Origin of the sequence: Collimonas sp. OK607 (assembly GCF_900111995.1) — a bacterium.
In the GTDB taxonomy this organism is placed as follows: Bacteria; Pseudomonadota; Gammaproteobacteria; order Burkholderiales; family Burkholderiaceae_D; genus Collimonas.
Map to the genome: position 1 here is coordinate 1 of NZ_FOKF01000028.1, position 22,447 is coordinate 22,447.

General features: G+C 56.1%; 26 protein-coding genes. 5 read left to right on the forward strand and 21 right to left on the reverse strand.

Features of this window, described 5'->3' with window-relative positions; genetic code table 11:
* Positions 1-458, forward strand: a 458-nt coding sequence (locus BM029_RS17760; RefSeq protein ID WP_170851129.1) for an aromatic amino acid lyase, incomplete at its 5' end; no start/stop codon positions are given.
* Between the two features lie 135 nt (positions 459-593).
* On the opposite strand, the gene BM029_RS17765 is transcribed toward BM029_RS17760, so the two are convergent.
* From BM029_RS17765 to BM029_RS17775, 3 genes are all read right to left on the reverse strand, one after another.
* Complete coding sequence (locus BM029_RS17765; RefSeq protein ID WP_092438275.1) at positions 594-1,205, reverse strand: FMN-dependent NADH-azoreductase; 612 nt, start codon at positions 1,203-1,205, stop codon at positions 594-596.
* Positions 1,202-1,654 carry a GNAT family N-acetyltransferase gene (locus BM029_RS17770; protein WP_092438277.1) on the reverse strand — a complete coding sequence of 151 codons (453 nt, stop codon included), beginning with the start codon at positions 1,652-1,654 and terminating at the stop codon, positions 1,202-1,204. The genes BM029_RS17765 and BM029_RS17770 overlap by 4 nt, the downstream gene beginning before the upstream one ends.
* A 71-nt stretch (positions 1,655-1,725) precedes the next feature.
* Positions 1,726-2,163, reverse strand: coding sequence for a carboxymuconolactone decarboxylase family protein (locus BM029_RS17775; protein ID WP_092438279.1), 438 nt, complete (start codon positions 2,161-2,163; stop codon positions 1,726-1,728).
* Between the two features lie 136 nt (positions 2,164-2,299).
* On the opposite strand from BM029_RS17775, the gene BM029_RS17780 reads away from it, so the two are divergent.
* Positions 2,300-3,727: a MocR-like pyridoxine biosynthesis transcription factor PdxR gene (locus BM029_RS17780; protein WP_092438281.1), complete on the forward strand. Its 1,428-nt coding sequence runs from the start codon at positions 2,300-2,302 to the stop codon at positions 3,725-3,727.
* 20 nt (positions 3,728-3,747) lie between these two features.
* On the opposite strand, the gene BM029_RS17785 is transcribed toward BM029_RS17780, so the two are convergent.
* The 14 genes from BM029_RS17785 to BM029_RS17850 form a co-directional block, all read right to left on the reverse strand.
* Positions 3,748-4,284 carry an RBBP9/YdeN family alpha/beta hydrolase gene (locus BM029_RS17785; RefSeq protein ID WP_092438283.1) on the reverse strand — a complete coding sequence of 179 codons (537 nt, stop codon included), beginning with the start codon at positions 4,282-4,284 and terminating at the stop codon, positions 3,748-3,750.
* Positions 4,285-4,286: 2 nt separating this feature from the next.
* The gene (locus tag BM029_RS17790) at positions 4,287-5,183 is read right to left on the reverse strand and encodes an EAL domain-containing protein (RefSeq protein WP_092438285.1); all 897 of its coding nucleotides are present in this window, start codon (positions 5,181-5,183) and stop codon (positions 4,287-4,289) included.
* Between the two features lie 39 nt (positions 5,184-5,222).
* Entirely contained in the window at positions 5,223-5,438 is a 216-nt protein-coding gene (locus tag BM029_RS17795) for a TOBE domain-containing protein (protein WP_014007003.1), read from the reverse strand.
* A gap of 61 nt (positions 5,439-5,499) precedes the next feature.
* Complete coding sequence (locus BM029_RS17800; protein WP_092438287.1) at positions 5,500-5,715, reverse strand: TOBE domain-containing protein; 216 nt, start codon at positions 5,713-5,715, stop codon at positions 5,500-5,502.
* Between the two features lie 77 nt (positions 5,716-5,792).
* On the reverse strand, positions 5,793-6,632 hold the full coding sequence (locus tag BM029_RS17805) for an ATP-binding cassette domain-containing protein (RefSeq protein WP_092438289.1): 840 nt from the start codon (positions 6,630-6,632) through the stop codon (positions 5,793-5,795).
* A gap of 39 nt (positions 6,633-6,671) precedes the next feature.
* Positions 6,672-7,526, reverse strand: a complete 855-nt coding sequence (gene ssuC, locus BM029_RS17810; protein WP_371329136.1) for an aliphatic sulfonate ABC transporter permease SsuC — start codon at positions 7,524-7,526, stop codon at positions 6,672-6,674.
* Between the two features lie 10 nt (positions 7,527-7,536).
* A complete protein-coding gene (ssuD, locus tag BM029_RS17815; protein ID WP_092438390.1) occupies positions 7,537-8,685 on the reverse strand; it encodes an FMNH2-dependent alkanesulfonate monooxygenase in 1,149 nt (382 codons plus the stop codon).
* Between the two features lie 46 nt (positions 8,686-8,731).
* Positions 8,732-9,730 carry an aliphatic sulfonate ABC transporter substrate-binding protein gene (locus BM029_RS17820; RefSeq protein ID WP_092438291.1) on the reverse strand — a complete coding sequence of 333 codons (999 nt, stop codon included), beginning with the start codon at positions 9,728-9,730 and terminating at the stop codon, positions 8,732-8,734.
* Positions 9,731-9,744: 14 nt separating this feature from the next.
* Entirely contained in the window at positions 9,745-10,746 is a 1,002-nt protein-coding gene (locus BM029_RS17825; protein WP_092438293.1) for a sulfonate ABC transporter substrate-binding protein, read from the reverse strand.
* Positions 10,747-10,953: 207 nt separating this feature from the next.
* Positions 10,954-11,544 (reverse strand): NADPH-dependent FMN reductase, encoded by a 591-nt coding sequence (ssuE, locus tag BM029_RS17830; protein ID WP_092438294.1) that lies wholly within the window; start codon positions 11,542-11,544, stop codon positions 10,954-10,956.
* 79 nt (positions 11,545-11,623) lie between these two features.
* On the reverse strand, positions 11,624-12,640 hold the full coding sequence (locus BM029_RS17835; RefSeq protein WP_092438296.1) for a sulfate ABC transporter substrate-binding protein: 1,017 nt from the start codon (positions 12,638-12,640) through the stop codon (positions 11,624-11,626).
* A gap of 141 nt (positions 12,641-12,781) precedes the next feature.
* Entirely contained in the window at positions 12,782-13,930 is a 1,149-nt protein-coding gene (locus tag BM029_RS17840; protein WP_211482505.1) for an MFS transporter, read from the reverse strand.
* Between the two features lie 22 nt (positions 13,931-13,952).
* On the reverse strand, positions 13,953-14,729 hold the full coding sequence (locus BM029_RS17845) for a DeoR/GlpR family DNA-binding transcription regulator (protein ID WP_092438298.1): 777 nt from the start codon (positions 14,727-14,729) through the stop codon (positions 13,953-13,955).
* A gap of 102 nt (positions 14,730-14,831) precedes the next feature.
* On the reverse strand, positions 14,832-15,263 hold the full coding sequence (locus tag BM029_RS17850; protein ID WP_092438299.1) for a diacylglycerol kinase: 432 nt from the start codon (positions 15,261-15,263) through the stop codon (positions 14,832-14,834).
* 226 nt (positions 15,264-15,489) lie between these two features.
* Here BM029_RS17850 and BM029_RS17855 point away from each other — a divergent pair, with 226 nt between their 5' ends.
* Positions 15,490-16,266, forward strand: a complete 777-nt coding sequence (locus tag BM029_RS17855; RefSeq protein ID WP_092415797.1) for an IclR family transcriptional regulator — start codon at positions 15,490-15,492, stop codon at positions 16,264-16,266.
* Positions 16,267-16,463: 197 nt separating this feature from the next.
* On the opposite strand, the gene pbpG is transcribed toward BM029_RS17855, so the two are convergent.
* Complete coding sequence (gene pbpG / locus BM029_RS17860) at positions 16,464-17,618, reverse strand: D-alanyl-D-alanine endopeptidase (protein ID WP_092438300.1); 1,155 nt, start codon at positions 17,616-17,618, stop codon at positions 16,464-16,466.
* A 181-nt stretch (positions 17,619-17,799) separates the two neighbouring features.
* The gene (locus BM029_RS17865; protein WP_092438302.1) at positions 17,800-18,567 is read right to left on the reverse strand and encodes a class I SAM-dependent methyltransferase; all 768 of its coding nucleotides are present in this window, start codon (positions 18,565-18,567) and stop codon (positions 17,800-17,802) included.
* Between the two features lie 134 nt (positions 18,568-18,701).
* Between BM029_RS17865 and BM029_RS17870 the strand changes: the two genes are divergently transcribed.
* Positions 18,702-19,484: a helix-turn-helix transcriptional regulator gene (locus BM029_RS17870; RefSeq protein WP_092438304.1), complete on the forward strand. Its 783-nt coding sequence runs from the start codon at positions 18,702-18,704 to the stop codon at positions 19,482-19,484.
* 10 nt (positions 19,485-19,494) lie between these two features.
* On the opposite strand, the gene BM029_RS17875 is transcribed toward BM029_RS17870, so the two are convergent.
* Entirely contained in the window at positions 19,495-20,397 is a 903-nt protein-coding gene (locus tag BM029_RS17875) for a DMT family transporter (RefSeq protein ID WP_092438306.1), read from the reverse strand.
* 44 nt (positions 20,398-20,441) lie between these two features.
* Positions 20,442-21,368 carry a histone deacetylase family protein gene (locus BM029_RS17880; RefSeq protein ID WP_092438308.1) on the reverse strand — a complete coding sequence of 309 codons (927 nt, stop codon included), beginning with the start codon at positions 21,366-21,368 and terminating at the stop codon, positions 20,442-20,444.
* 340 nt (positions 21,369-21,708) lie between these two features.
* On the opposite strand from BM029_RS17880, the gene BM029_RS17885 reads away from it, so the two are divergent.
* Positions 21,709-22,275, forward strand: coding sequence for a phasin family protein (locus BM029_RS17885; RefSeq protein WP_092438310.1), 567 nt, complete (start codon positions 21,709-21,711; stop codon positions 22,273-22,275).
* Positions 22,276-22,447: the final 172 nt, after the last annotated feature.

A 22,447-nucleotide genomic window follows, 5' to 3' on the forward strand; every position in this document is an offset into this window, starting at 1 on the left:
CGTGGGGCTTGCCACGCAATCTGATGAGCGGTGTGCGTGGCGTCAACACCGGTTATCCGGTGGTGCAATGTTCGCTGAGTTCGCTGGTGATGGAAAACCGCACCCTGTGCATGCCGGGTAGCGTCGACAGCATTCCAGCCAAAGGTAACAGTGAAGACCACGTCTCGAACTCGACCTGGTGTGCGCGCAAGGCCGCAACCGTGGTGGCCAATACGCAATACATCATCGGTGTCGAAATGCTGCTAGCGGCGCAGGCGTTGACCATGACAGAAGACTTATTGCCAGGTTTCGTGCTGGGCAAAGGTACGCAAGCTGCATATCAGGAAATCCGTCGCCAGATTCCGGCTTGCCTGGAAGGCGACCGCTGGTTCCACAACGATATCGTGATGGCGCAGTCGTTCGTGGTCAGCGGTTCAGTGCGCAATGCGGTGGTCAGGCAGATCGGCGAGTTTGCCTGATCACGTAACAGTAAGGCTAAGCCTGGCAGGCAAGTCTCGACCCAAAGCGGGCATCAGGTTGTTGCGAAAGCCTCCTTTCGTCGACTGCTGATGAACAGATTGTATGTATCGAGCCTTGCCACATGCCTCTTTTGCCTATAGGTTTGCAATAGCCAATGGCAATTTTTCAGACAATTGCTGACGCGCTTCATGCACCGTCTGCGCCACTGCTTCCGGGCCGAAGACCAGTCCTTGCAGCGGAAAAAAATGCACATCGTCGATGCCGATTGATGCCAGAGCATAGCGTAGGTACGGCGTCAGGAAATCAGCCTGTTTCGCTCGCTCTCCAACATAAAAACCGCCAGAACTGACCAGTACAAAGGTCGCGCGGTCTTTCAGCAGTCCGACTTTGCCTTGCGGCGTCGCGTGGAAACTGCGATTAATGCGGATCACGTGATCGATCCACAGTTTGAGCGCAGCGGGCACGGTGAAGTTGTGCATCGGGGTGACGATGAACAGCATATCGTGTTGTTCCAGTTCGACGATCAGGCGTTCCGACCAAGCAAATTCTTTTGCATCGGGTGTCGCTCGCGACGTGACGGCAATTGCGTAATCGCGGTCGATCGGCGGAATGGGCGACCTCACCAGATCCCGTTCGGTGATCTGTACGTTGTCTATGCCTGATGCCGCAATCGCGTCCATTGCAAGTCGATAACCATGGCTGACATCGCTGTACGGGCCGCTGCTCAATAACAAAATGCGCGTCATGTCGTTGATTCCTGTTTAAGCGATTCTACGAAATGCATGCCCTTTGCAAGCAACCCCTGCCGGAAGTAAAAGCGTTGCGCCAACGCCATATGCAAGCCGGTATCTAGCACAAAATGATTGCAGTGCAACGCGATGGCTTGCCGCCGTGCTGCTAGCAACAGACGTTCGCCGATCCCGGACCGATGCAACGAAGCCATTACCACCAGGTCATCGACGTATATGAAACGGCCGTATATCAAATTGTCTTGCAGTCGATAGCCTGCAAGTCCGGCGAGCGCGCCGTCGCGCCATGCCGCAAGTAACCGATACCCTTGTGTACGTTGCTGCGTGACCTGTGCTTTGTATGTTGCACAATCGCTCAGATGCGGTCGCAATTCCTTCATAACCGAGAACGACGCTTCCAAATCGGTGTCGCTTTCGATGTGTTTTATCTCTACCTGAGGCTGCATGCATTTCTCCAAAAATTTGTGTCGCTCTATCCGCCGCCGTTGATTACTGGAACGGCCGGCAATTACGACGATTACGCCGGCATCTTGCGGAACGCAACGGAAAAACGATTCCAGCTGTTGATCGACGTGATGAGTAAGGTCAGTTCAACCAGTTCGGCATCGGTGAAATGTGGCCGAACTGCATCCCACACTGCATCCGGCACATGGTTTTGCGAGACCAGCGTCAGCGATTCGGTCCATTCCAGTGCGGCACGCTCGCGTTCGCTGAAGAATGGGGTTTCGCGCCATGCAGAGACGGTAGCCATGCGGCGTTCTGATTCGCCGGCTTTGCGCGCATCGGTCACATGCATGTCGAGGCAGAATGCGCAGCCGTTGATTTGCGATGCACGCAGGCGGACAAGTTCCTTAAGCAGGATGTCCAGCGTACCTTTGTTGATTTGGTTTTCAACGCCCATCAGTGCCTTGATGGCGTCTTTGCCGGCACTGAAGAAATCGAGGCGAGTTTGCATTTGAAGCTCCTTGGTCAGATAAATGAGTCAAGTAAATGGAAATGAGAGAAGTAAGCAAATTAGCGTTTGCCTGACTGCAGTATGAGAAAATCATGGCTATACTGGAAGGGCCAAGAAATAAGAAAATGACTAGTCCATGATAAACGCCAAGCCTGAGCTGGATCTACGCATCGATCGCGCGCTGGAATTGCCCATGTACCTGCAGATATGCCAGCGTTTCAAGACGGCGATCGAGAAGGGAAATCTGCGTGCGGGCGATCGTGTGCCAGCGGCTCGGGCGCTGGCAACCGAACTGAATCTCGCACGCGGCACAGTGGAAATGGCTTATCACATCCTGACAGACGAGGGATATCTGCAGGCCAGGGGCGCGGCAGGCACTGTGGTATCGCCGTCTTTACAGCCGCCGGCTGTCCTCAAGCCGCAATTAGCAATGGCCGGACAAGCGCATGCGGCTGTCGTCGATCACGACGGCAAGGCGCCGAAACCATTGCAGATGGGTTTACCTGCGCTCGATGCATTCCCGCGCAAGGTGTGGAACAGGCTGGTCGGGCATCACCTGCGTGATAACGAACCAGCGCGGCTGGCCTACCCCGACCCTGCCGGTTATGACCGTTTGCGTGAAAAAATTGCAACTTATCTGGGCGTCTCGCGCGGCGTGACTTGTCTGCCGGAACAGGTGTTCATCACGACCGGCTTGCGCAACACGATGGAACTGACATTAAGCAGTCTTTCCACCGTCGGCGATGCGTTCTGGTTCGAAGATCCCGGTTATATTTTTGCGCGTCTGTTTTTACAAAATGCCGCGGTCAAGGTGGTGCCGGTGCCGGTTGACGAACATGGATTGATGGTCGAGACAGGCAAACGACTCAGCCCGTATGCAAAATTCGCAATGGTTACGCCATCTCACCAAAGCCCGCTTGGCGTGACACTGTCGCTGGAGCGCCGGATGGCGCTTCTGGAATGGGCCAGCAAAGCCGGCAGCTGGATTATCGAAGATGACTACGATAGTGAGTTTCGCTATCAAGGGCGACCGCTGCCGGCGCTGAAAAGCCTTGATCGCAATGATCGCGTCATTTACAGCGGCACCTTCAGCAAGGCGATGTTTCCGGGATTAAGGTTGGCTTATGTCGTTGCACCTGTCAGTGCGATTGCAAACTTTCAGACAGCCTCGCACAACCTGAACGCAGGCTGTCCATATCTGTTTCAGGCAGGCGTTTCCGACTTTATCGCTGAAGGTCATTTCTCAAGGCATCTTAAAAAAATGCGCCTGTTGTACGCAGAACGCCGCGCGTTGACGTCGCGCGTTTTTCAGGAAATATTGGGAGATCGCATACGGATCGATTTGCAGCCCGGCGGTTTGCACATACTGGCGAAACTGGCTGACCACGAAGACGATGTCATGCTGGCAGGCTATGCAAGGACTGCAGGCCTGGCCCTGCACCCTTTGTCGCGCTGGTACATCAATGCGAAGCCGAAGCGCGGATTACTGCTAGGTTTTGCCAATGTTATCGATGAAAAGGATGCAATACGTCTGGCATTGAAACTCAAACAAGCATTGACATAGTCTGACATTGCTGCAGGCGATCAGGCCAGAGCCACCTGCCCCACCAGAGTCTGCAATAGAGACTGACCGTATAGCCAGTCGCCCAGATTGGATTCAGCATTGATATGTCCAAGCGCGCCGGCATCGATGAATTCCGCGCCCCAGATTTTTGCCCAATGACGAGCACGCCGGCTCTCCATCCACGGATCGTTGAGGCTGCCGACCACGATCGATGGCACCGGCAGGCGTCCGTTCACCGCCGCACTGACATCGAATTTATCGGGATCAGCCGGCGCCACCAGCAAGGCCCCCGCCAGATTCGGAATCTCGCTCAGGGCGCTGTGCACCGTCGTCAGGCAACCAAAGCTATGGGCGATCGCCAAGACCGGCTGCTCTGACTGACGCAACTGTTGCTGCAAGCGCTCCGACCAGACTTCCAGCACCGGCGCATCCCACTGCGCTTGCTCAACCCGTTCGAAGCTTGGATACAGCCGCTGCCATCGCGATTGCCAATGCAGCGGGCCGCTGTTATACAGCCCCGGCACTACCAGCACGCGAAACGATGAGAGCGTATTCATGTTTAACTTCTATCAAGTGTCTCTGTCGATATACCGTCTTGCCGCAACGCTGCAGAATCGGCAAATGCATGCAGCGCCGCCTGCGGCAGGTCCCACAAAAAACCTTGCGCATACAAGGGATGGGCGCTAATCCTTGCCAGTTGCTGCAGCACCTCCAGATCGTGCGCCTTTTCCAGACGCTTGAAAATCACCCGGATTCCACGCGTCGCGCAATCTTCCAGCAAACGCATAGTCTGCTCATCATGCGTGACGCCGCGCGCATCGATCTTGATCACATCCGGCTTTACCCTTTCCAGCAAGATCGCAGCTTGGGCCACGTCGTCAGCATTTACCGCCAGCCGGAAATGATTGCGCCGGTAATTGTCCAGTACATAGTTTAGCAGCCAGCCCTGGTTCTCGGTAATGGTCGGTAGCTGCAGCACTATCCTGTCATACGGCAGACCGAGCAAATTCAGGATGCGCCGAAACGCCATGCCGTGATTGCTGTCGACCGCCGCCAGCAGGCGTGCATGCACACTCAGGTATAAATCGCCCGCTACAGCTTCTTCCTGCCGATAGAAATTGATCGAATGCAGCATGCGGCACAGACGATCCAGCTCGATCGATTCGTCGTCGCTAGCCGCATGATCCAGCAATTTCCAAAGATACAGGCCGTTGTCGCTGGCAGAATAGCTGTGGGCAAACCCTTCATGCCCGATGATGACGCCCTTGCCCGCACCAGTTTCAATCCGGCGCAAAGGCTGGAATACGCTGGTCAGCGTGGTATTGAAATAACGTCCCTGCGCACGTCCGTCGCCATCCAGCCAGACCCGGCAATCGCTACGGGGTTCGTCGTGGTTCGGGTCATCCCTGGCGCCGTTCAAACGGGCCAGATACTGCTCCAGAGCGGGAAAGGCCATGGCTTATCTCGATATCATCAATAGTCGGAAGGGAGATATTCAGATCTTCGCGATCGATACTTCGGTGGCTTTGACCAACGCCACCACTTCGGTGCCGATCACCAGTCCCAGGTCCTTGACCGACCGGGTAGTGATCACCGAAGTGACGATGCCGGCCGGTGTCTCGACATCGACTTCCGACACCACGGTGCCTTCGATGATTGCCTTGATCTTGCCCTTGAACTGATTGCGTACGTTGATAGCCTGGATAGTCATGATTTTTCCTGAAAAGATGCGAGTGAAGATACGATTAAATGCGATGTGCCGATTGCAAAACTTACAGCTTGGCGATGGATACTTCAGTGGCCTTCACCAGTGCCACTACTTCCGATCCGACCACCAGTCCCAGATCGCGTACCGAACGGGTGGTGATGACCGAGGAAACGATGCCGGACGGGGTTTCGATGTCGAGCGCCGATAACACCTCGTCCTCGGTAATGCTCTGGACCCTGCCGCGGAACTGGTTGCGGACGTTAATTGCCTGGATGCTCATGGTTTCTCCTTTGGTGATACGGTTACATCAAAATGACGTCAAGATAACTTCAGAATTACGCCCAAATTACGTCCGGATCAGATAGCCCAGCCAACCTGGCTTACTGTCCGCTGCAGCGAGATATCGCCCAACGCCGAATCAAGCTGTGGCGCAGGATGTTTCAGCACACGCGCAAGGATCCGTTCCTCCAGTTGCGCGAAGGCCAGGTTGCCGCGCGCTCGTGGACGCGGCAGGCTGATCCGTTCATCCAGTGTGATTTCACCGTCCTCAATCAGCAGCACGCGATCTGCCAGGGCAATCGCCTCTTGCACATCATGCGTCACCAGCACGGCGGTAAACCCCCGCTCCTTCCATAACGATTCGATCAGTTGCTGCATTTCGATACGGGTCAACGCATCCAGCGCACCCAACGGTTCGTCCAGCAACAGCAGTTCCGGGTCATGCACCAGCGCCCGCGCCAGCGCTACCCGTTGCCGCTGGCCGCCGGACAACACCGCCGGCCACTCGCTGGCACGGTCTTCAAGGCCGACCTGCGTCAATGCTCGAATCGAAGCCAGGGAAGCGCGTGGCAAACCCAGGCCGACATTGTTCAATACGCGCTTCCACGGCAACAACCTCGAATCCTGGAACATGATGCGAATTTCAGGCTTATTTTCAGACAGCGCGCCAAAGCCGATATTGCCGCTGCTTGATTGTTCCAGCCCGGCGATCAATCGCAACAAGGTACTTTTACCGCAACCGCTACGACCGACGATAGCGACGAACTCACCGGCGGCGATCTCGACATTGAGCGTTTTCAATACCTGCCGACCAGCGTAGGATTTGGATACCGAGCGCACTCGAACGCCGACACCACGTCTGGCATTTAGCTGGACTGCAGCGTTGATTTCGGCATTTTCAACAGGATCAATTTGCATCTTCCCACCTACCTTGGATAAATTTCATTTGCGACGTATTCACTGGTAACCCGGATGCCAGCGCAGCCAGTAACGCTCCAGTAGACGCGCCAGGATATCGGCCAGCTTGCCCAGCAACGCGTAGAGCAAGATACCCACCAGCACCACATCGGTTTGCAGGAACTCACGCGCATTCATGGTCATGTAGCCTATACCCGCCTGTGCCGAGATGGTTTCGGCAACGATCAACAGAACCCACACCAGGCCCAGTGCGAAACGCACACCGACCAATATCGACGGCAACGCACCCGGCAAGATCACGTCGCGATACAAGGGCCAGCCGGACAAGCCGTAACTCTTCGCCATCTCGATCAAACCTTTGTCTACCGAGCGGATGCCATGAAAGGTATTCAGGTACACCGGAAAAAATACGCCTATCGAGACCAGGAACAGCTTTGACGATTCATCGATGCCAAACCACAGGATCACCAAAGGGATCAAGGCCAGCGCCGGAATATTGCGGATCATCTGGATGCTGGTATCGAGCAGGGTTTCCGCCTGCTTGAACGTCCCCGTCAGCAAACCCAACAACAAGCCCAGGCCACCACCCACCGCAAACCCGGAAATCGCACGCCAGGCGCTGATCCGCACATGCGTCCACAGTTCGCCGGATAGCGCCAGTGACCATGCGGCGCGCGCCACGGCCCATGGCTCAGGCAAGATACGGCTCGACAGCCAGCCGACCTTGGCGGCAAACTCCCAGGCCAAAATCAGCGCCACTGGCAACAGCCACGGCAACAGGCGCTCTTTCCAGATCATTGCAGCTTGGCTCGATTTTTCATACGCCGTACCGGCTTGCGGCCGCTGCGACTGCTGTTCTGTAGCGGAGTCTGCGGCTGTAATGATTGCACTCATATCAACTCCTTCAACTTTGCGATGCTTTCGGCAGCAAGCCGTTGGCGATCACTTCGCCGAATGGCCCGGTCAGCGCTTGCTCGCCGTTAGCCGCACGCCCTTTTCCCAATAGCGGGAAAACCAGTTCGGCAAAACGGTAAGACTCTTCCAGATGCGGATAGCCCGACAGAATGAATGTGTCGATACCCAGCGCCGCATATTCCTGCATCCGTTCAGCCACGGTTTCCGCATCGCCAACCAGAGCAGTGCCGGCGCCGCCGCGTACCAGGCCAACGCCGGCCCACAGGTTTGGCGACACTTCCAGCTTGTCGCGGCGGCCGCCGTGCAAAGCCGCCATGCGCCGTTGTCCCTCTGAATCCATCTTGGAGAACGCTGCCTGCGCCCGGGCGATGACATCGTCATCGACATGACTGATCAATTCCTCCGCCGCCGCCCATGCCGCCTGATTGGTTTCGCGCACAATCACATGCAGGCGAATCCCGAAGCGCACGGTGCGGCCGTGTTTGGCGGCGCGTGCACGAATATCGGCAATTTTTTCAGCTACCGCGGCTGGCGGTTCGCCCCAGGTCAGGTAGACATCAACCTGCTCCGCGGCCAGTTCATGGGCCGGCTCCGAGGATCCACCGAAATATAAAGGCGGATACGGTTTCTGCACCGGCGGATAAAGTGTCTTTGCACCCTTGACCTTGATGTGCTTGCCGATGAAGTTGTAGCCCGACTCGCCGCCTTCGCCGGACAAAGCGCCACGCCACACCCTCAGGAATTCCGAAGAAATTTCATAACGTTCGGCATGTTCGGCGAACAAGCCGTCGGCTTCCAGCTCAGCCTGGTCGCCGCCGGTAACCACGTTGATCAGCAAACGTCCATTGGACAAACGATCGAAAGTCGACGCCATGCGGATCGCCAGGCCCGGCGTGCTCAAGCCGGGCCGGATCGCCACCAGGAATTTCAGGCGCTGGGTGAAGCCGAGCAAGCTCGATGCGACCACCCAGGCATCTTCGCAAGAGCGTCCTGTCGGCAGCAAGACACCGTCGTAACCGAGGGTATCGGCAGCTACCGCGATCTGCTTCATGTAATCGAAATTGACCGGGCGCGCCCCTTGGGAAGTGCCGAGATAACGGCTGTCGCCGTGGGTTGGAATAAACCAGAAAACGTTCATGACTGCTTCCGTATTGGTTGATAATTTATGCTTCGTATTCTGTACTTCACTGCTGAGCCAACGGCGCATTCTTTGGATACCAGACGATATCGGCCACCTTGACAGCGCGCGGGATCAAGCCGATTTCCTTGAAACTGTCGGCGACGAGCTGCTGATCGACCGCCATGGCCGGACTGATTACCGCGGTCGGCGATGGATTGGCGCGACGGCTCAAGAACAAATGTACGGTCGCCAGGTTCAAGCCGCTGACATCGGAAATCAACTGCGCCACTTCCCTGCGATTCTGTTGCACGTAGCGATCGGCCTTGGTCAGTTCATCCAGCAAACTCAATACCGTGCCAGGATAGTTTTCGGCAAAACCACGCGCTGCAAGATAGAAGGAATTATTGTTGGACAAACCACGGCCGGTGCTCAGGACTCGCGGTTTGAAACTCAACTCGGCAGCACCGTAGTACGGATCCCAGATCGCCCAGGCATCGACGCTGCCACGTTCAAACGCGGCGCGCGCATCGGCAGGCGCCAGGTAAATCGGCTGGATGTCGGTCCACGCCAGGCCAGCTTTCTTCACCGCCTGCACCAGCAGGAAGTGCGCGCTGGAGCCTTTTTGCAAGGCGATCCGCTTACCTTTCAAATCGGCCAGGGTCTTGATCGCCGACGCGGGCTGCACCAATATCGCAGAACTCTCGGGTTTCGGCGGCTCGGCGCCGACGTACAGCAAATCCTTGTTGGCGGCCTGGGCAAACACCGGCGGGCTATCGCCGGTCATGCCGAAATCCAGACTGCCGGCGGATAAAGCTTCCAGCAACTGCGGACCGGCAGGAAACTCCAGCCAGACTATTTTGCTATTCTTGAAGCGTTGTTCCAGCGTGTTGCGTTGTTTCAGTACCACCAGGTTGACCGCACTTTTTTGAAAACCGATACGTATCTGCTCAGGTTCTTTTTTGTCGGTCGACGGCTGCGCTTGCAACAGACCTGGCGACAACAGAGCTGCTAATAATGGAAGCGTCAGCAGCAGCAAGCGGCGATGGAGGAAGGCGATAGTCATGATGTCCGGCCTTCTCAGGATTTAGGAGGAAACAACACGGCATCACGCGTCGAAATCTTCTTTGGAATCAGTTTCAACTCGTAGAAGGTATCGGCGATCTTTTGCTGTTCGTCCAGCACCTTGTTATCAATCGGCTTGTAAATGTGGGCGTAATGCCTGAGGCCGGCTTCGATCACATCCGGCTCCAACCCTTGGATTGGCGCCAGTTGCAGCGCTGCTTCCTTGTAATTGGCACGGATCCAGCGCCCCTCTTTATCGACCTCTTCCAAGACCGTGTTCACCACCACGCTATTTTTGGCGGCGTATTTGCGCGCACTCAGGAAGAACTGGTGATGGCTGACGGCGCCACTGCCGCTTGCCAGGACCTTGGCGTCGAGTTGTTTGATCGCTGCCGTTTGAAATGGATCCCAGATCGCCCAGGCATCAACCGCACCGCGCTCGAAAGCTGCGCGGGCATCGGCCGGCGCCAGGTAGATGGGTTGGAATTCACTGTAGGCGATGCCGCCTTTCTTGAGCAGGCTGATGACCAGCCAATGCACATCGGAACCTTTGTTGAAGGCTATTTTCTTGCCCTTCAGTTGCGCAACAGAGGTGATCGGCGAGTTCTTCTGGACCAGGATGCTTTCTGCCTCCGGCGTCGGGATTTCGTAAGCGCTGTACACAAAATCGGCGCCAGCCGCTTGCGCAATGATGGGCGGCGCTTCACCGACATAACCGAAATCGACCGAGCCGACATTCAAGGCTTCCAGCAATTGCGGGCCGGCGGCGAACTCGGCCCATTTCACCTCAATGCCCTGGGTCGCCAGGATTTTTTCCAACGTGCCATGAGCTTTCAGCAGCACCAGCGTACTGGCCGCTTTCTGATAACCGATCCGCAACACCTGCTTTTCCTGCACGTGTTTTTCCTGCGCCTGCGCCAACTGCGGCACGCTACCTGCAAACGCGCCGACGGCGACCGCGGAGAGCAACGCCAGCACATGGCGTCTTGTGTGTTTGTTTCTGGTCGATGCTGTCATTGCTGGTTTCCTGATTTGTAGGGTGGGCACTTTGCCCACGCGTGAATTCACTGTGCGTAAATGCCTGTTTAACTTCTGGATTGGGTCGTGCTCCGGCGTTGCGCGGGCCGGCACTCCGGTTATCGCGGTCACGCGTGGGCAAAGTGCCCACCCTACGCCTGTGTAAATTATTGCTTAGTTGATTTGATATCTACGTGGATTTTCCTGCTACACGCTACATCGCACCTGGGAAAACGGAATCGGATCGAAATCGTTTGCACTAATCTTGCGTAGCGCCAGCAAACTATCCGATAACTGCTGCACGCCTTCGTTAATCCGCTGGAAGATATTCTGATCCAGGCTCAAACCTTCCCGCTCCGACCAATGCACCTGTGCTTCCGTAGCATAGATACTGGGCAGTACATGCCTGGCGGCTAGCGACGACAATACCGGCCGCAAGGCGTAATCCAGCGCCAGCATGTGCGATTGGCTACCACCGGTGGCAAGCGGCAGCACTAGCTTGTCTGTCAGGCCAAACTGCGGCAGCAGATCGAGAAAAGCTTTTAGAGCACCGCTATAGGCCGCCTTGTAGACCGGCGTTGCCACCACTACCGCCGTCGCTTGCGCCACTTGCGCCAGCGCGGCCTGGATCAGCGTGTTGCTGAAATCGGCGCGGAGCAATGCGTCGCCCGGCAGATCCCGCACATCCAGTTTGCTGTATCGATGTCCAAGCAACGCCAATTTTTCACCTGTGTAATGCAGCAATCGGGTAGAACGCGAGGGTGCTGACGGGCTGCCAGCCAATAACAAAATAGTCATCTGTTGCAATCTTGAGACGGCCCTGCCAGGGAGGGCCGTTGAGTCTTTACGATCAATTCGCTCAGTTCGATCAGGCGGCTTATTTCACGCCAGGCTGATAAATCTTGTCGAACACGCCGCCATCGCTGAAGTGAACTTTCTGCGCATTTTTCCAACCGCCGAAAGTATCGTCAATGGTGAACAGACTCAGCTTCGGAAATTTAGTCGCATACTTGGCGGCGACTTTAGGATCGATAGGACGATAGTAATTGTGAGCAGCGATTTCCTGCCCTTCCGGCGAGTACAAGTACTCCAGATAAGCTTGCGCAATCTTGCGTGTGCCGCGCTTGTCGACCACCTTATCGACCACCGCCACCGGCGGTTCAGCCAGGATGCTCAATGATGGGAACACGGTATCGAACTTGCCTTTGCCGAATTCCGCCTCGACCAGGTAAGCCTCGTTTTCCCACGACAGCAATACATCGCCTACACCGCGTTCGGCAAAGGTGACAGTCGAACCGCGCGCGCCGGAATCCAGCACAGGTACGTTCTTGTACAGACGCGAAATGAAATCGCGGGCTTTGACATCGTCGTTATTGTTTTTCTTCAGTGCATAACCGTAAGCTGCCAGATAAGCCCAACGCGCGCCGCCTGAAGTCTTTGGATTTGCCACCACCACCGATACGCCGGGCTTGACCAGATCGTCCCAGTCCTTGATGCCCTTGGGATTACCCTTACGCACCAACAACACGATGGTCGAGGTGTATGGCGTGCTGTTATGCGGCAGGCGTTTTTGCCAGTCGGCAGGCAACAACTTGGCCTTTTCAGAAATTTCATCGATATCGTAAGCCAGCGCCAGCGTCACCACGTCGGCATCCAGGCCGTCGATCACGGAACGCCCCTGCTTGCCCGAACCGCCATGCGACGCCTTCAAGGTCAGGTTGTCGCCAGTCTTTTCTTTCCAGTACTTGGCAAAAGCCTTGTTGTACTCTTGATAAAGCTCACGCGTAGGATCGTAAGAAACATTGAGCAACGAAAAATCCGCTGCATGCACAATCTGTGCACTCTGCGCTACCAAGGCGATGGCGATCACCGAACGAACGATTTTCTTCAACATGTTCTGCTTCCCTCGTAAATGTTTTTTTGTTTTGAGGAGTACAGATTAATGAGGGCGCCTGGAAAACAGAACGAATTCTTTCTTCTCTCCTTATGCTAAAAACAGATATGCATGGATTGCCCGGATGAATAAGGATGAGGCTTATTCCTGTTGAATTGGCATAAAGCCGCGAAGATGGGCGCTGGCACCGACCAGCAGCAACGCGCAACCCAATCCGGCGAAGGCGACGCTCAAACTGGTAGCGTGGGCCACAAAGCCGATCAGGGCTGGACCGGCCAGGATGCCGGCATAGCCGATGGTGGTGATGGCTGCAATCGCCAGGCTGGCCGGCATTGCCGTCTGGCTGCCGGCGGCAGAAAACAGAATCGGCACGATGTTGGATGCGCCCAGCCCGACCAGCACAAACCCGAGCAGCGCGATGCTAGCGGTCGGCGCAAAGATCGCCACAAAAAAACCGCCGGCGGCAAACAAGCCTCCCAGCAGCAGCACGCGCTTGCCGCCGAAACGCCTGACGATGCGGTCACCGGTCAGACGGCCGCTTGTCATGGCGATGGCGAAAGCGGCGTAGCCGAGTCCGCCCTGGCTGGCGTCCAGGCCGCGCGTGGCGGTCAGGAACAAGGCGCTCCAGTCGAGGATGGCGCCCTCCACCAGGAATACGATAAAGCACAACACGCCGATAAAAATCACTGCGCCATGCGGCAGCACGAATAATGCGCCGCCGGTGCGCGGTTCCGGCTCGCGCAGCAAGTGCGGGCTAGCTGCCGCCAACACCGTCGCCACGATAACTGCTGCCGCCACGCTAGCCCAGTATGGACTCAAGCCACTCCAAAGCAGCAATGCCATGCCGCCGGCGCCGACAAAGCCGCCGACACTGAACATTCCGTGGAAACCGGACATGAGCGCGCCACCGCTAGCTTTTTCAACCATCACAGCCTGGATATTCATGGCGACGTCGAGGGTACCGATGGCGGCCCCGAACAGGAACAGAGCGATCGCCAGCTGCCACGAACTGGCCGCCAGCGACAGACAGGGAAGCAGCACGGTAGCCAGGCCACCGGCAATCAGAACCACACGCCGGCAACCCAGGCGCGCAGCCAACACGCCGGTCAGCGGCATGGCGAGCAGTGAGCCGACGCCCAGGCACAGTAAAAGAAGTCCAAGCTCAGCTTCCCCCAGTCCCAGCCGCGCTTTGACATACGGGACCAGCGGCGCCCAGGCCGCCATGGCCAGCCCTGCAGTAAGGAACGCTAAACGCGTCGACAAGCGTTGTTTAGGGCCGATATTGTTCATTACATGCTCTCCGTATCTGGCCTCATTCAGCCTTTGCATATATCAGTTGCACGCCCTGCCGGGCAAAGCCATCGGCCTGGTTGCTATTTGCGTCGGCTTCGAGCACCAGATGGGTAAGATGCGCTACGGGTAGTACCGCGTAGTTTGCGGCGGTGCCGAACTTTTCACTGGTGGCGGCAACCAGTATTGATTTGCTGACCGCTGCCAGGCTGCGTTTGAATTCAGCTTCGTCGTAGTTAAAGCAGGTAATGCCGGCGTCGATATCAACACCGCAGCCGCCCAGAAAGAAAATGTCGGGCCGTATGCGCTCGGCGTCGCGCAGCGCAGTTGCGCCCAGGTTAGCGCCGGTTCGACGATCGAAGCGGCCGCCGATCATGATCAATTCAATTGCCGGCCGATCCTGCAACGCCAGCGCCACTGCGGCGGCGTTGGTGACGACGGTGAGCGGCAATTCAGGTAAAGCCGCGGCAATCGCCAGGTTGGTCGAACCCGCATCGATGAACAGCACGCTGTCGGCAACCACCAGCGATACTGCCGCCTGCGCCAGCAGTGCTTTGCGCTCCGGCGCCAAGGTACGCCGCTCAGCCAATGATCCTGTCGCAGGAGAAGGCGGTAACGCGCCGCCATACACCCGCGTGCACCAGCCGGCCGCAGCCAGATCGCGCAGGTCACGCCGGATGGTATCGTCCGAAACGCTCAGCTGCTGTGCCAGATCCAGCGCCAATACCCGGCCGTCTGCCTGCAGGCGTTGCCGGATGAACGCGTGACGTTCTTTGAGAAGGAGATTGGTGGCGCTCATATCAATTTATATCGATTCATAACATGCATAAACAAGTACAAATATACACAAACGTGTAAACATGATCAACAGAAAACCGCAAAAGGTCTTTTGCGGCGGTTTTTACGCTTGCGTCAGGACCGGATAGAGAATGACAGCCCAGGTGGCGACAGCAAGCACGCAAGTCAGCAGCACTGCTGCGCTGCCGAAATCCTTGGCGTTCTTGGAGAGCGGATTGCGCTCCAGCGAGACCCGGTCTACCACCGCTTCGATTGCCGAATTGATCAGCTCGATGATGATGATCCAGACCAGCACTGCAATCAGCATCAGCTTTTGCACCGCAGAGACCGGTAACAGCAAGGCGACAATGATGCCGGGAATAACAATCATCAATTCCTGGCGGAATGCATGCTCGTTTTTCCAGGCTGATTTAAAGCCTTCCGCCGAATAAAAGAAAGCTGAAAAAATCCTCTTGAATCCGCTGGTGCTTTTGAATTCGCTGATCGGCTGCTGTTGCGGCTGCTGCGATTGCGGTGATTGCTTGTTTTCGCTCATGCTGTGCTGGTTCTGATGGCAAGCCGGGATTGCCAGGCTTGCCTTGATGGAAACGCAGGTTTGCGTTTGCGAATTTTAACAGCCTTGTTGCGCCGCACGCTAAATGCTTTTTTACACACTGCGGCAGTTGCGCGAGCTCGTGCCCACACTCTAATCGATGACGATAGCGAAGCACAACTTTTCACATTATGATATAAACATTCCATTGCAATGCACCATTACTCCAATGAAAACAGCCACTACCGACGACACCGATAAAATTTCGATCCAGGTCATAGAGCGCATGATTTCGCTACTCGATACCCTGGCGCTCTACCCTGATCCGGTCAGCCTGAAAGAGTTATCGGCAGTCACCGGCTTGCATCCTTCGACGGCACATCGGATTCTCAACGACCTGGTGGTAAAACGCTTCGTCGACCGCTCCGAACCGGGCAGTTACCGGCTTGGCATGCGCCTGCTGGAATTGGGCAACGTCGTTAAAAGCCGGTTGAACGTGCGCGAAGCGGCTCTCGATTTCATGCGCGGGCTGCATCGCAAGACCAACCAGACCGTCAACCTGTCGGTGCGCCAGAGCGATGAAATCGTCTATATCGACCGCGCGTTTTCAGAACGTTCGGGCATGCAGGTGGTGCGCGCCATCGGTGGCCGGGCGCCATTGCACCTGACATCTACCGGCAAATTATTTTTATCCATCGACGATCCGAAAATGGTCCGTGCCTACGCTACCCGCACCGGGCTGGCCGGACACAACAAGAATTCCATCACCGACCTGAGCAAGCTGGAGCGCGAATTGAGCCTGGTGCGTGCACTGGGTTACGCTCGCGATAACGAAGAACTCGAACTCGGCGTACGCTGCATGGCCGCCGGCATCCGCGACGATTCAGGCAAGATGGTCGCCGGCTTGTCGATCTCCGCGCCGGCCGATCGCCTGCAAGAGGAATGGGTCGATGATCTGATCAGCACGGCGAATCAGATTTCCGCGGTACTGGGCTATACGTCGTAGGGTGGGCAAGAATTTTTGCCCACGCGTGACTTGCCAATCACAATGAGAGTTTGAGATACCGCGTGGGCACTTCGTGACCACCCTACGCCCTCCGTTATCAGCAACCGGCGCAAAAAAACAGAGTTTATTCATCAGTTTCCTGACGAATAAACTCTGTTTTTTTTCTACCCGATTACAACCTGGATTGCGTTCGATCTTTAGGTTTGGCCATCAGCGATTTTCACGCGCGTCAGGGTTGCAGGATGCGAATCGGCTAGCCATTTTCGGACCCGATCGGCATCCGCCTGGCGCGAATATTTACCGCGCGAATCAAGGAACACCATCACGATCTGGCGACCATCGATGGTAGTTTGCATGACCATGCAACGGCCTGCTTCATTAATGTAACCAGTCTTTTGCAAACCGATCTGCCACTCAGGTTTGTCTACCAGATGATTGGAAGTCGAGTATTGCAACGGACGACCGCCCGGCTCTACTACATATTTTGAATCGGTCGAATATTGACGAATCACCGGATGCTGATAAGCCGCCATCACCAGACGCGACAAATCGCGGGCGCTGGCGACATTCAGATGCGACAGTCCGGTCGAATCGACATAATGGGTTTCGGTCATGCCCAGCGCCTTGGCCTTGGCATTCATGGCAGCCACAAAGGCCGGCAAGCCGCCTGGGTAGTTACGGCCAAGCGCCGATGCGGCGCGATTCTCGGAACTCATCAAGGCGATGTGCAGCATGTCGGCGCGGGTCAGTTGCGAACCGATGCGCAGACGCGAGCTGCTGTGTTTTTCGCGATCGATGTCGTCATCGGTCACGGCCAGCACTTCGTTCATGTCCTGCTTCGATTCGACCACCACCATGCTGGTCATCAGCTTGGTCAGCGACGCGATCGGCAATGCAACCTGGGAATTTTTATCCAGCAGTACTTCCGAACTATTCTGATCCAGCACCAACGCTACGCTGGATTTCAACTCGAGCGGATCATGCGTCAAATTCAATCCGGCCTGCTCGCCTGCAGACAGGACTGGCGGCAAGGCTGGTACGACCGGTGCGAATGCAACGCGCTGGTAAGTCACTTTGCGGCGACCGTTAACCATCGCGACTTTCTTCACCAGCTTTTCATTTTTATTGAACGACGCTGTATTGCTGCGGCCACGCGCAGCGATCACGGCATGTTTTCTGGAACCGGTTTTGGCAGCAGCAGTTTTCTTGTGGGCAGAAGCAGTGCCGGCCGCTGATTTTTTAGCGGATTTTTTAGCGGTACTTTGATTGGTTTGGTCAGAAGCAAGAGCGGCGGGCGCGTTCGCGAGCACGAGGAAGAGTGACAAAAAAACAATTAACGCGGATTTGCCCATTTGCGGCTCCAATATGCGGCGATGTATAACTTTGTGGCAGTGTAGGCAAATATCGAAAAAACCGCAAGAGAATTAGATAGTTAGCGCACTAAATTAAACGACTTTCGATGTCAGGCCGACGATTTGCGAGATAGATTTTACCGCAACTCGTCGGCCTGGCACTTACTTTAGTATCGGCTACTTAAACGTGACATTCAAGCAATATTGCATCAATTGAAAAAGAATAATCAGCTTGCAGGCTGAAATACGTCGTTACCTCTGACGGCGCGCTATCCCACAAAGACTTGATCGCCGCCACCCGCTCCGCCGGAGTGCGCATCCTGGCTACCCAGGTATCGAACTGCAACGGCAATTTCCAGCTCTTGTCGGCAGTCGGGTGCAATCCTGCCTGATCCAGCAACTGGCGCCAGCTGGACAAGCTGCGATTACGCACATGCGAAGTGTCGCGCAGCAATTCTATCGACTGGAAGTAGGTATCGCTCAGGACATCCTCGGGTGAAGCAGTATCGATCACGATGCACATGCCGCCCGGCTTCAACACCCGCGCCATCTCAGCCAGCGCTTCTGGCAGCCGGGTCCAGTGATGCGCGCTAAACCGTGTACATACCAGATCGAAAGAGGCGTCGGCAAACGGCATGCGCTCGGAACTGCCCTGCTGCACGTGCAGATTTTTCAAACCACGCTCGGCAGCCGCGTGCTGCACCACGTCCAGCATTTCAGTAGCCAGGTCATACGCGATTACGGTGCCGATATGCGGCGCAATGGCGAAAGCGGCATGCCCTGCTCCACAACCGACATCGAGCGCTTTGCCTTGGGGAAAACGGCTGGCATAGGCCGCCAGTTGCTGTAAATCGGCGCCTTGGGCGTGGACGGTGCTGGTCAGGTAAGCGGCAGCGGTGCTGCCGAATTGTTCGGAAACCACTTTATCGTGATTGCGGGCGACGATCATCAGTTTTCTCCTCAGCAATGAATCAAAGCAAAGCAATAGCGTTTGCGACAGAGTCCAGTGTAATTATTTTTTATCCTGTTACAAGACTAGTGTTTATACTAGTACTACCAATAACAGGATAAACACGGACCAGCATGGACCAGGCCGGAAAACGCAAAGCACTTGGCGAATTCATCAAAACCCAGCGCACCCAGATCCCTACCGCGGCATTGCGCCTGGGCGGCAGTACGCGCCGTCGGACTCCCGGTTTGCGACGCGAGGAAATAGCCCAGCTGTGCGACATCAGCGTTACCTGGTACACCTGGATAGAACAGGGTCGCACTGTCTCGGTATCGGCGGCGGCGTTGGCAAGAATTGCCGAGGCTTTACAGTTGTCGCGTGCCAAGCGTGCTTATCTGTTCGAATTGTCCGGCAAAAAAGATCCGCAGGCACAGGATGCGCTGGCCCAGGAAATTCCCGATGAAATACTGGCGGCCACCGACGCCATCAAGACCCCGGCTTATCTGCTGGATCGTCATTGGAATGCCGTCGCCTGGAACCGCGCTGCCAAAACCTTGTTCGTCGGCTGGCTGGACAAGAAAGGCGCCAGCAGGAATCTGCTTGAGTACACTTACTGCCGGCCTGAAGCTGCCACCTTGATCAGCGACTGGGAGCAGCGCGCAAGCCGGCTGGCGGCAGAGTTTCGCGCCGATTGCGGCATGTACCTGGACGAGCCGGAGATCGCCACGCTGGTAACGCGCTTGAGCGCCGCCAGCGTTGCTTTCAAGCGCGCCTGGAATCTGCACGACGTGGTTGAAAAAGAAGGCGGGGAGCGCCGCTTCAGTCATCCGACACTGGGCCAGCTGGCGTATCGGCAAGTCAATCTGCGGGTCGCCAACCGGCCTGAGCTGAAGCTGGTGATGTTGCTGCCGGTTTGAGTTGAGCCCGTTACTTTTTCATGACGAACACGACGCCCAATATCGCCACTGCCATGCCGATGATGCCAAGTAAATTGAAGACTTCGCCAAATATCAGCCAGGCCATCAACGCGGTGGTCGGCGGCGTCAGGTAGAGCAAGCTGGTGACGCGGGTTGCCGCGCTCTTGCGTATCAGTGCGAACAGCAGGAAGATCGCGCCTATCGACAAAGCCAGTATCGACCACAACAGCGCGCCGATGAAACGCGGGGTCCATTGCACCGTGTCCAGACTTGGTCCCAGGTGCTCATAGTAAATCGCGAATGGCAGCAGCACGACTATCGAGGCGGCAAACTGGATGATGGTGCCGGTGCGCAAATCGAAATGCGAGCAGTTGCGTTTCTGATACAGCGTACCAAGTGTGATCGATACCAAGGCCAGCAGGCACAGCGTAATACTTTGCCAGGACAAACCGACCAGGCTGATTTTGGCGGCCACTACCAGCCCTACTCCGCAAATGCCAAGCAGCAGGCCCAACCATTGCCGTGGCCGCACCGACTCGCCGATCAAGGGTGCGGCAAATGCGGTCAGGATAGGCTGCATGCCGACAATCAGCGCCGACACGCCGGCCGGCATGCCGAGTTTGATGGCGCACCAGACGCCGGCCAGGTAACCGCCTTGCAACAAGATTCCGGCAAACGCGATGTGGCGGATCTGCCCGGTCGGCCACGGTGCCCGCATTAATAACACCAGAGGTAACAAGACCAGCAGCACACCGACAAACCGCAACAACAGAAACGTCAGCGGCGGTGCATAAGGCAAGCCGAATTTGGCAACCACAAAGCCGGTGCTCCAGAGCAGCACGAACACCATTGGCATGGCCGCTAACAAACGATGTGCCGGCCGCGATGCGGTCGGGAGGCTGGCTGATTGCATGAATTATCCGTATGGGATCGTCTTGGATCCGTGTTTGATCAGTGTTATGCAGGCAGTTGCTCTGCACCGTGCCGACGCGCGAAATGCGCCGCAAGCGAGATAGTTTGCAGGTGGATTGCTACCGTGTCTTGTATATTCTTGCCATAGCCGCCGGCCATGGCGATTGCCACCGGTATGGCATGTTGGCTGGCGGTCTCCAGCAGCATGGCGTCGCGCCGGGCCAGGCCGTCGAAGCTCAGTTTCAGACGCCCTAGCCGATCGCCTTCATGCGGATCGGCGCCCGCCAGGAAAATAATCAGCTGCGGCGAGAAACGCGCCATCATGGTTGCCAGCGCATCCTGCAGCGCACTCAGATAAGCCTCGTCGCCGGTGCCATCCGCCAGCGCCACATCCAGGTCGCTGCTCTCCTTGTCGAACGGATAATTACGGGCGCCATGCAACGACAGGGTGAAAATCGACTCATCGTTGGCCAGGATCGATGCCGTGCCGTTACCTTGATGGACGTCAAGGTCGACGATGGCGACCCGCTGCACCCGGCGCTCCGCCTGCATCAGCCGGGCGGCAATCGCAGCGTCGTTGAAGACACAAAAGCCGGCGCCCTGATCGGCAAACGCGTGATGGGTGCCTCCTGCCAGGTTGACCGCAATCCGTTCAGGCTCCGTCAGCGCCGCACGACAAGCGGCAATGGTGGCGCCGGCTGAACGCCGCGAACGCTCCACCATCTGCGGCGACCACGGGAAACCGATAGCTTTTTGCACACTTTCGGTCAACGTGCCGTCGCTGACTGCGGCAATATAGTGTGGATGATGGGCCAGGGCCAGCACGCCGTCGCTGGTAGTCGGCGCCTCGTGAAAGTCGATATCGCTGACAGTCGCCAGCACGCCTTCGTGGATGAGCCGGTACTTTTGCATCGGGAAGCGATGGCCAGTCGGCAAAGGCAACACGAAATGGTCGCTGTAGAAAGCTTTCAAGATAGGCACTGAGGTTAGGTAAAAAGCAGGTAAAGAAACAAGTAGAACGGCCAGTTTACCATCAGGTACTAGTAGCCGAATAATGCTCAAAAAAACAATGTTTCCTCACGCTAATACTTTGACTTTATAAGCTTTTGTTTAAACGATATAAACAATATATTGCAGCGCACAAAAATTCTCTTGACACCGTTTCAGAATAATTTAGAATGAAATTGTTGCGACGCACAATGTTCATTTAAGGCCATTGGCAGACGCAATCAACGGCTAGATCTTAGCCACCCCTAAGTCACTCTATCGTTCTATTTGTCATTTTTTGCAGTATCGAATCCTAGGAGAAGCCATGTCTACCGTTGCAGAACAATTTTCAGCCGCTACCAAAGCCAATTTCGAAGCTAATCTGGCCCTGTTCACCGATTTCACTACCAAGGCATTTGCCGGCGTGGAAAAGCTGATCGACCTCAACCTGAGCGCCGCCAAGGCTTCGCTGGAAGAGTCGAACGCCACTACCCAGAAATTGTTTGCCGCTAAAGACCCACAAGAATTTTTCACGCTGAGCGCAGCCCTGGCCCAGCCGAACACTGAAAAAGCCATTGCTTACGGTCGTCATTTCGCCAGCATCGCTTCCAGCACACAAGCTGAACTGACCAAGTCGGCAGAAGCGCAAGTTGCAGAAACCAAGCGTAAAGTCATCGAGTTCGTTGACCAGGCATCGAAAAACGTGCCGCCAGGCGCAGAAGGCGCAGTTGCTTTCGTCAAATCGGCAATCGGCAGCGCCAACGCCGGTTACGAACAGTTCGCCAAGAGCACCAAGCAAGCTGTTGAAACTCTGGAAACCAACGTCAACAACGCTGTCGACCAACTGTCCCAGGCTGCTACCAAGACTACAGCTCGTTCGACCAAGAAGTAATTTGTAAAACAGGCGTGCCTGGCGCGCCTGTCTGAATCTCCTAGGTACCCGGCAGCGCCGGTATCGTTATTTACCCCGGTTCACCGGGGTATTTTTTTGCCTGGAAGGTTTATCCATTGCGCCGGGGCAGCCGCGTGGGCAAGAAAACTGCCCACCCTACCCTACGCAGTTG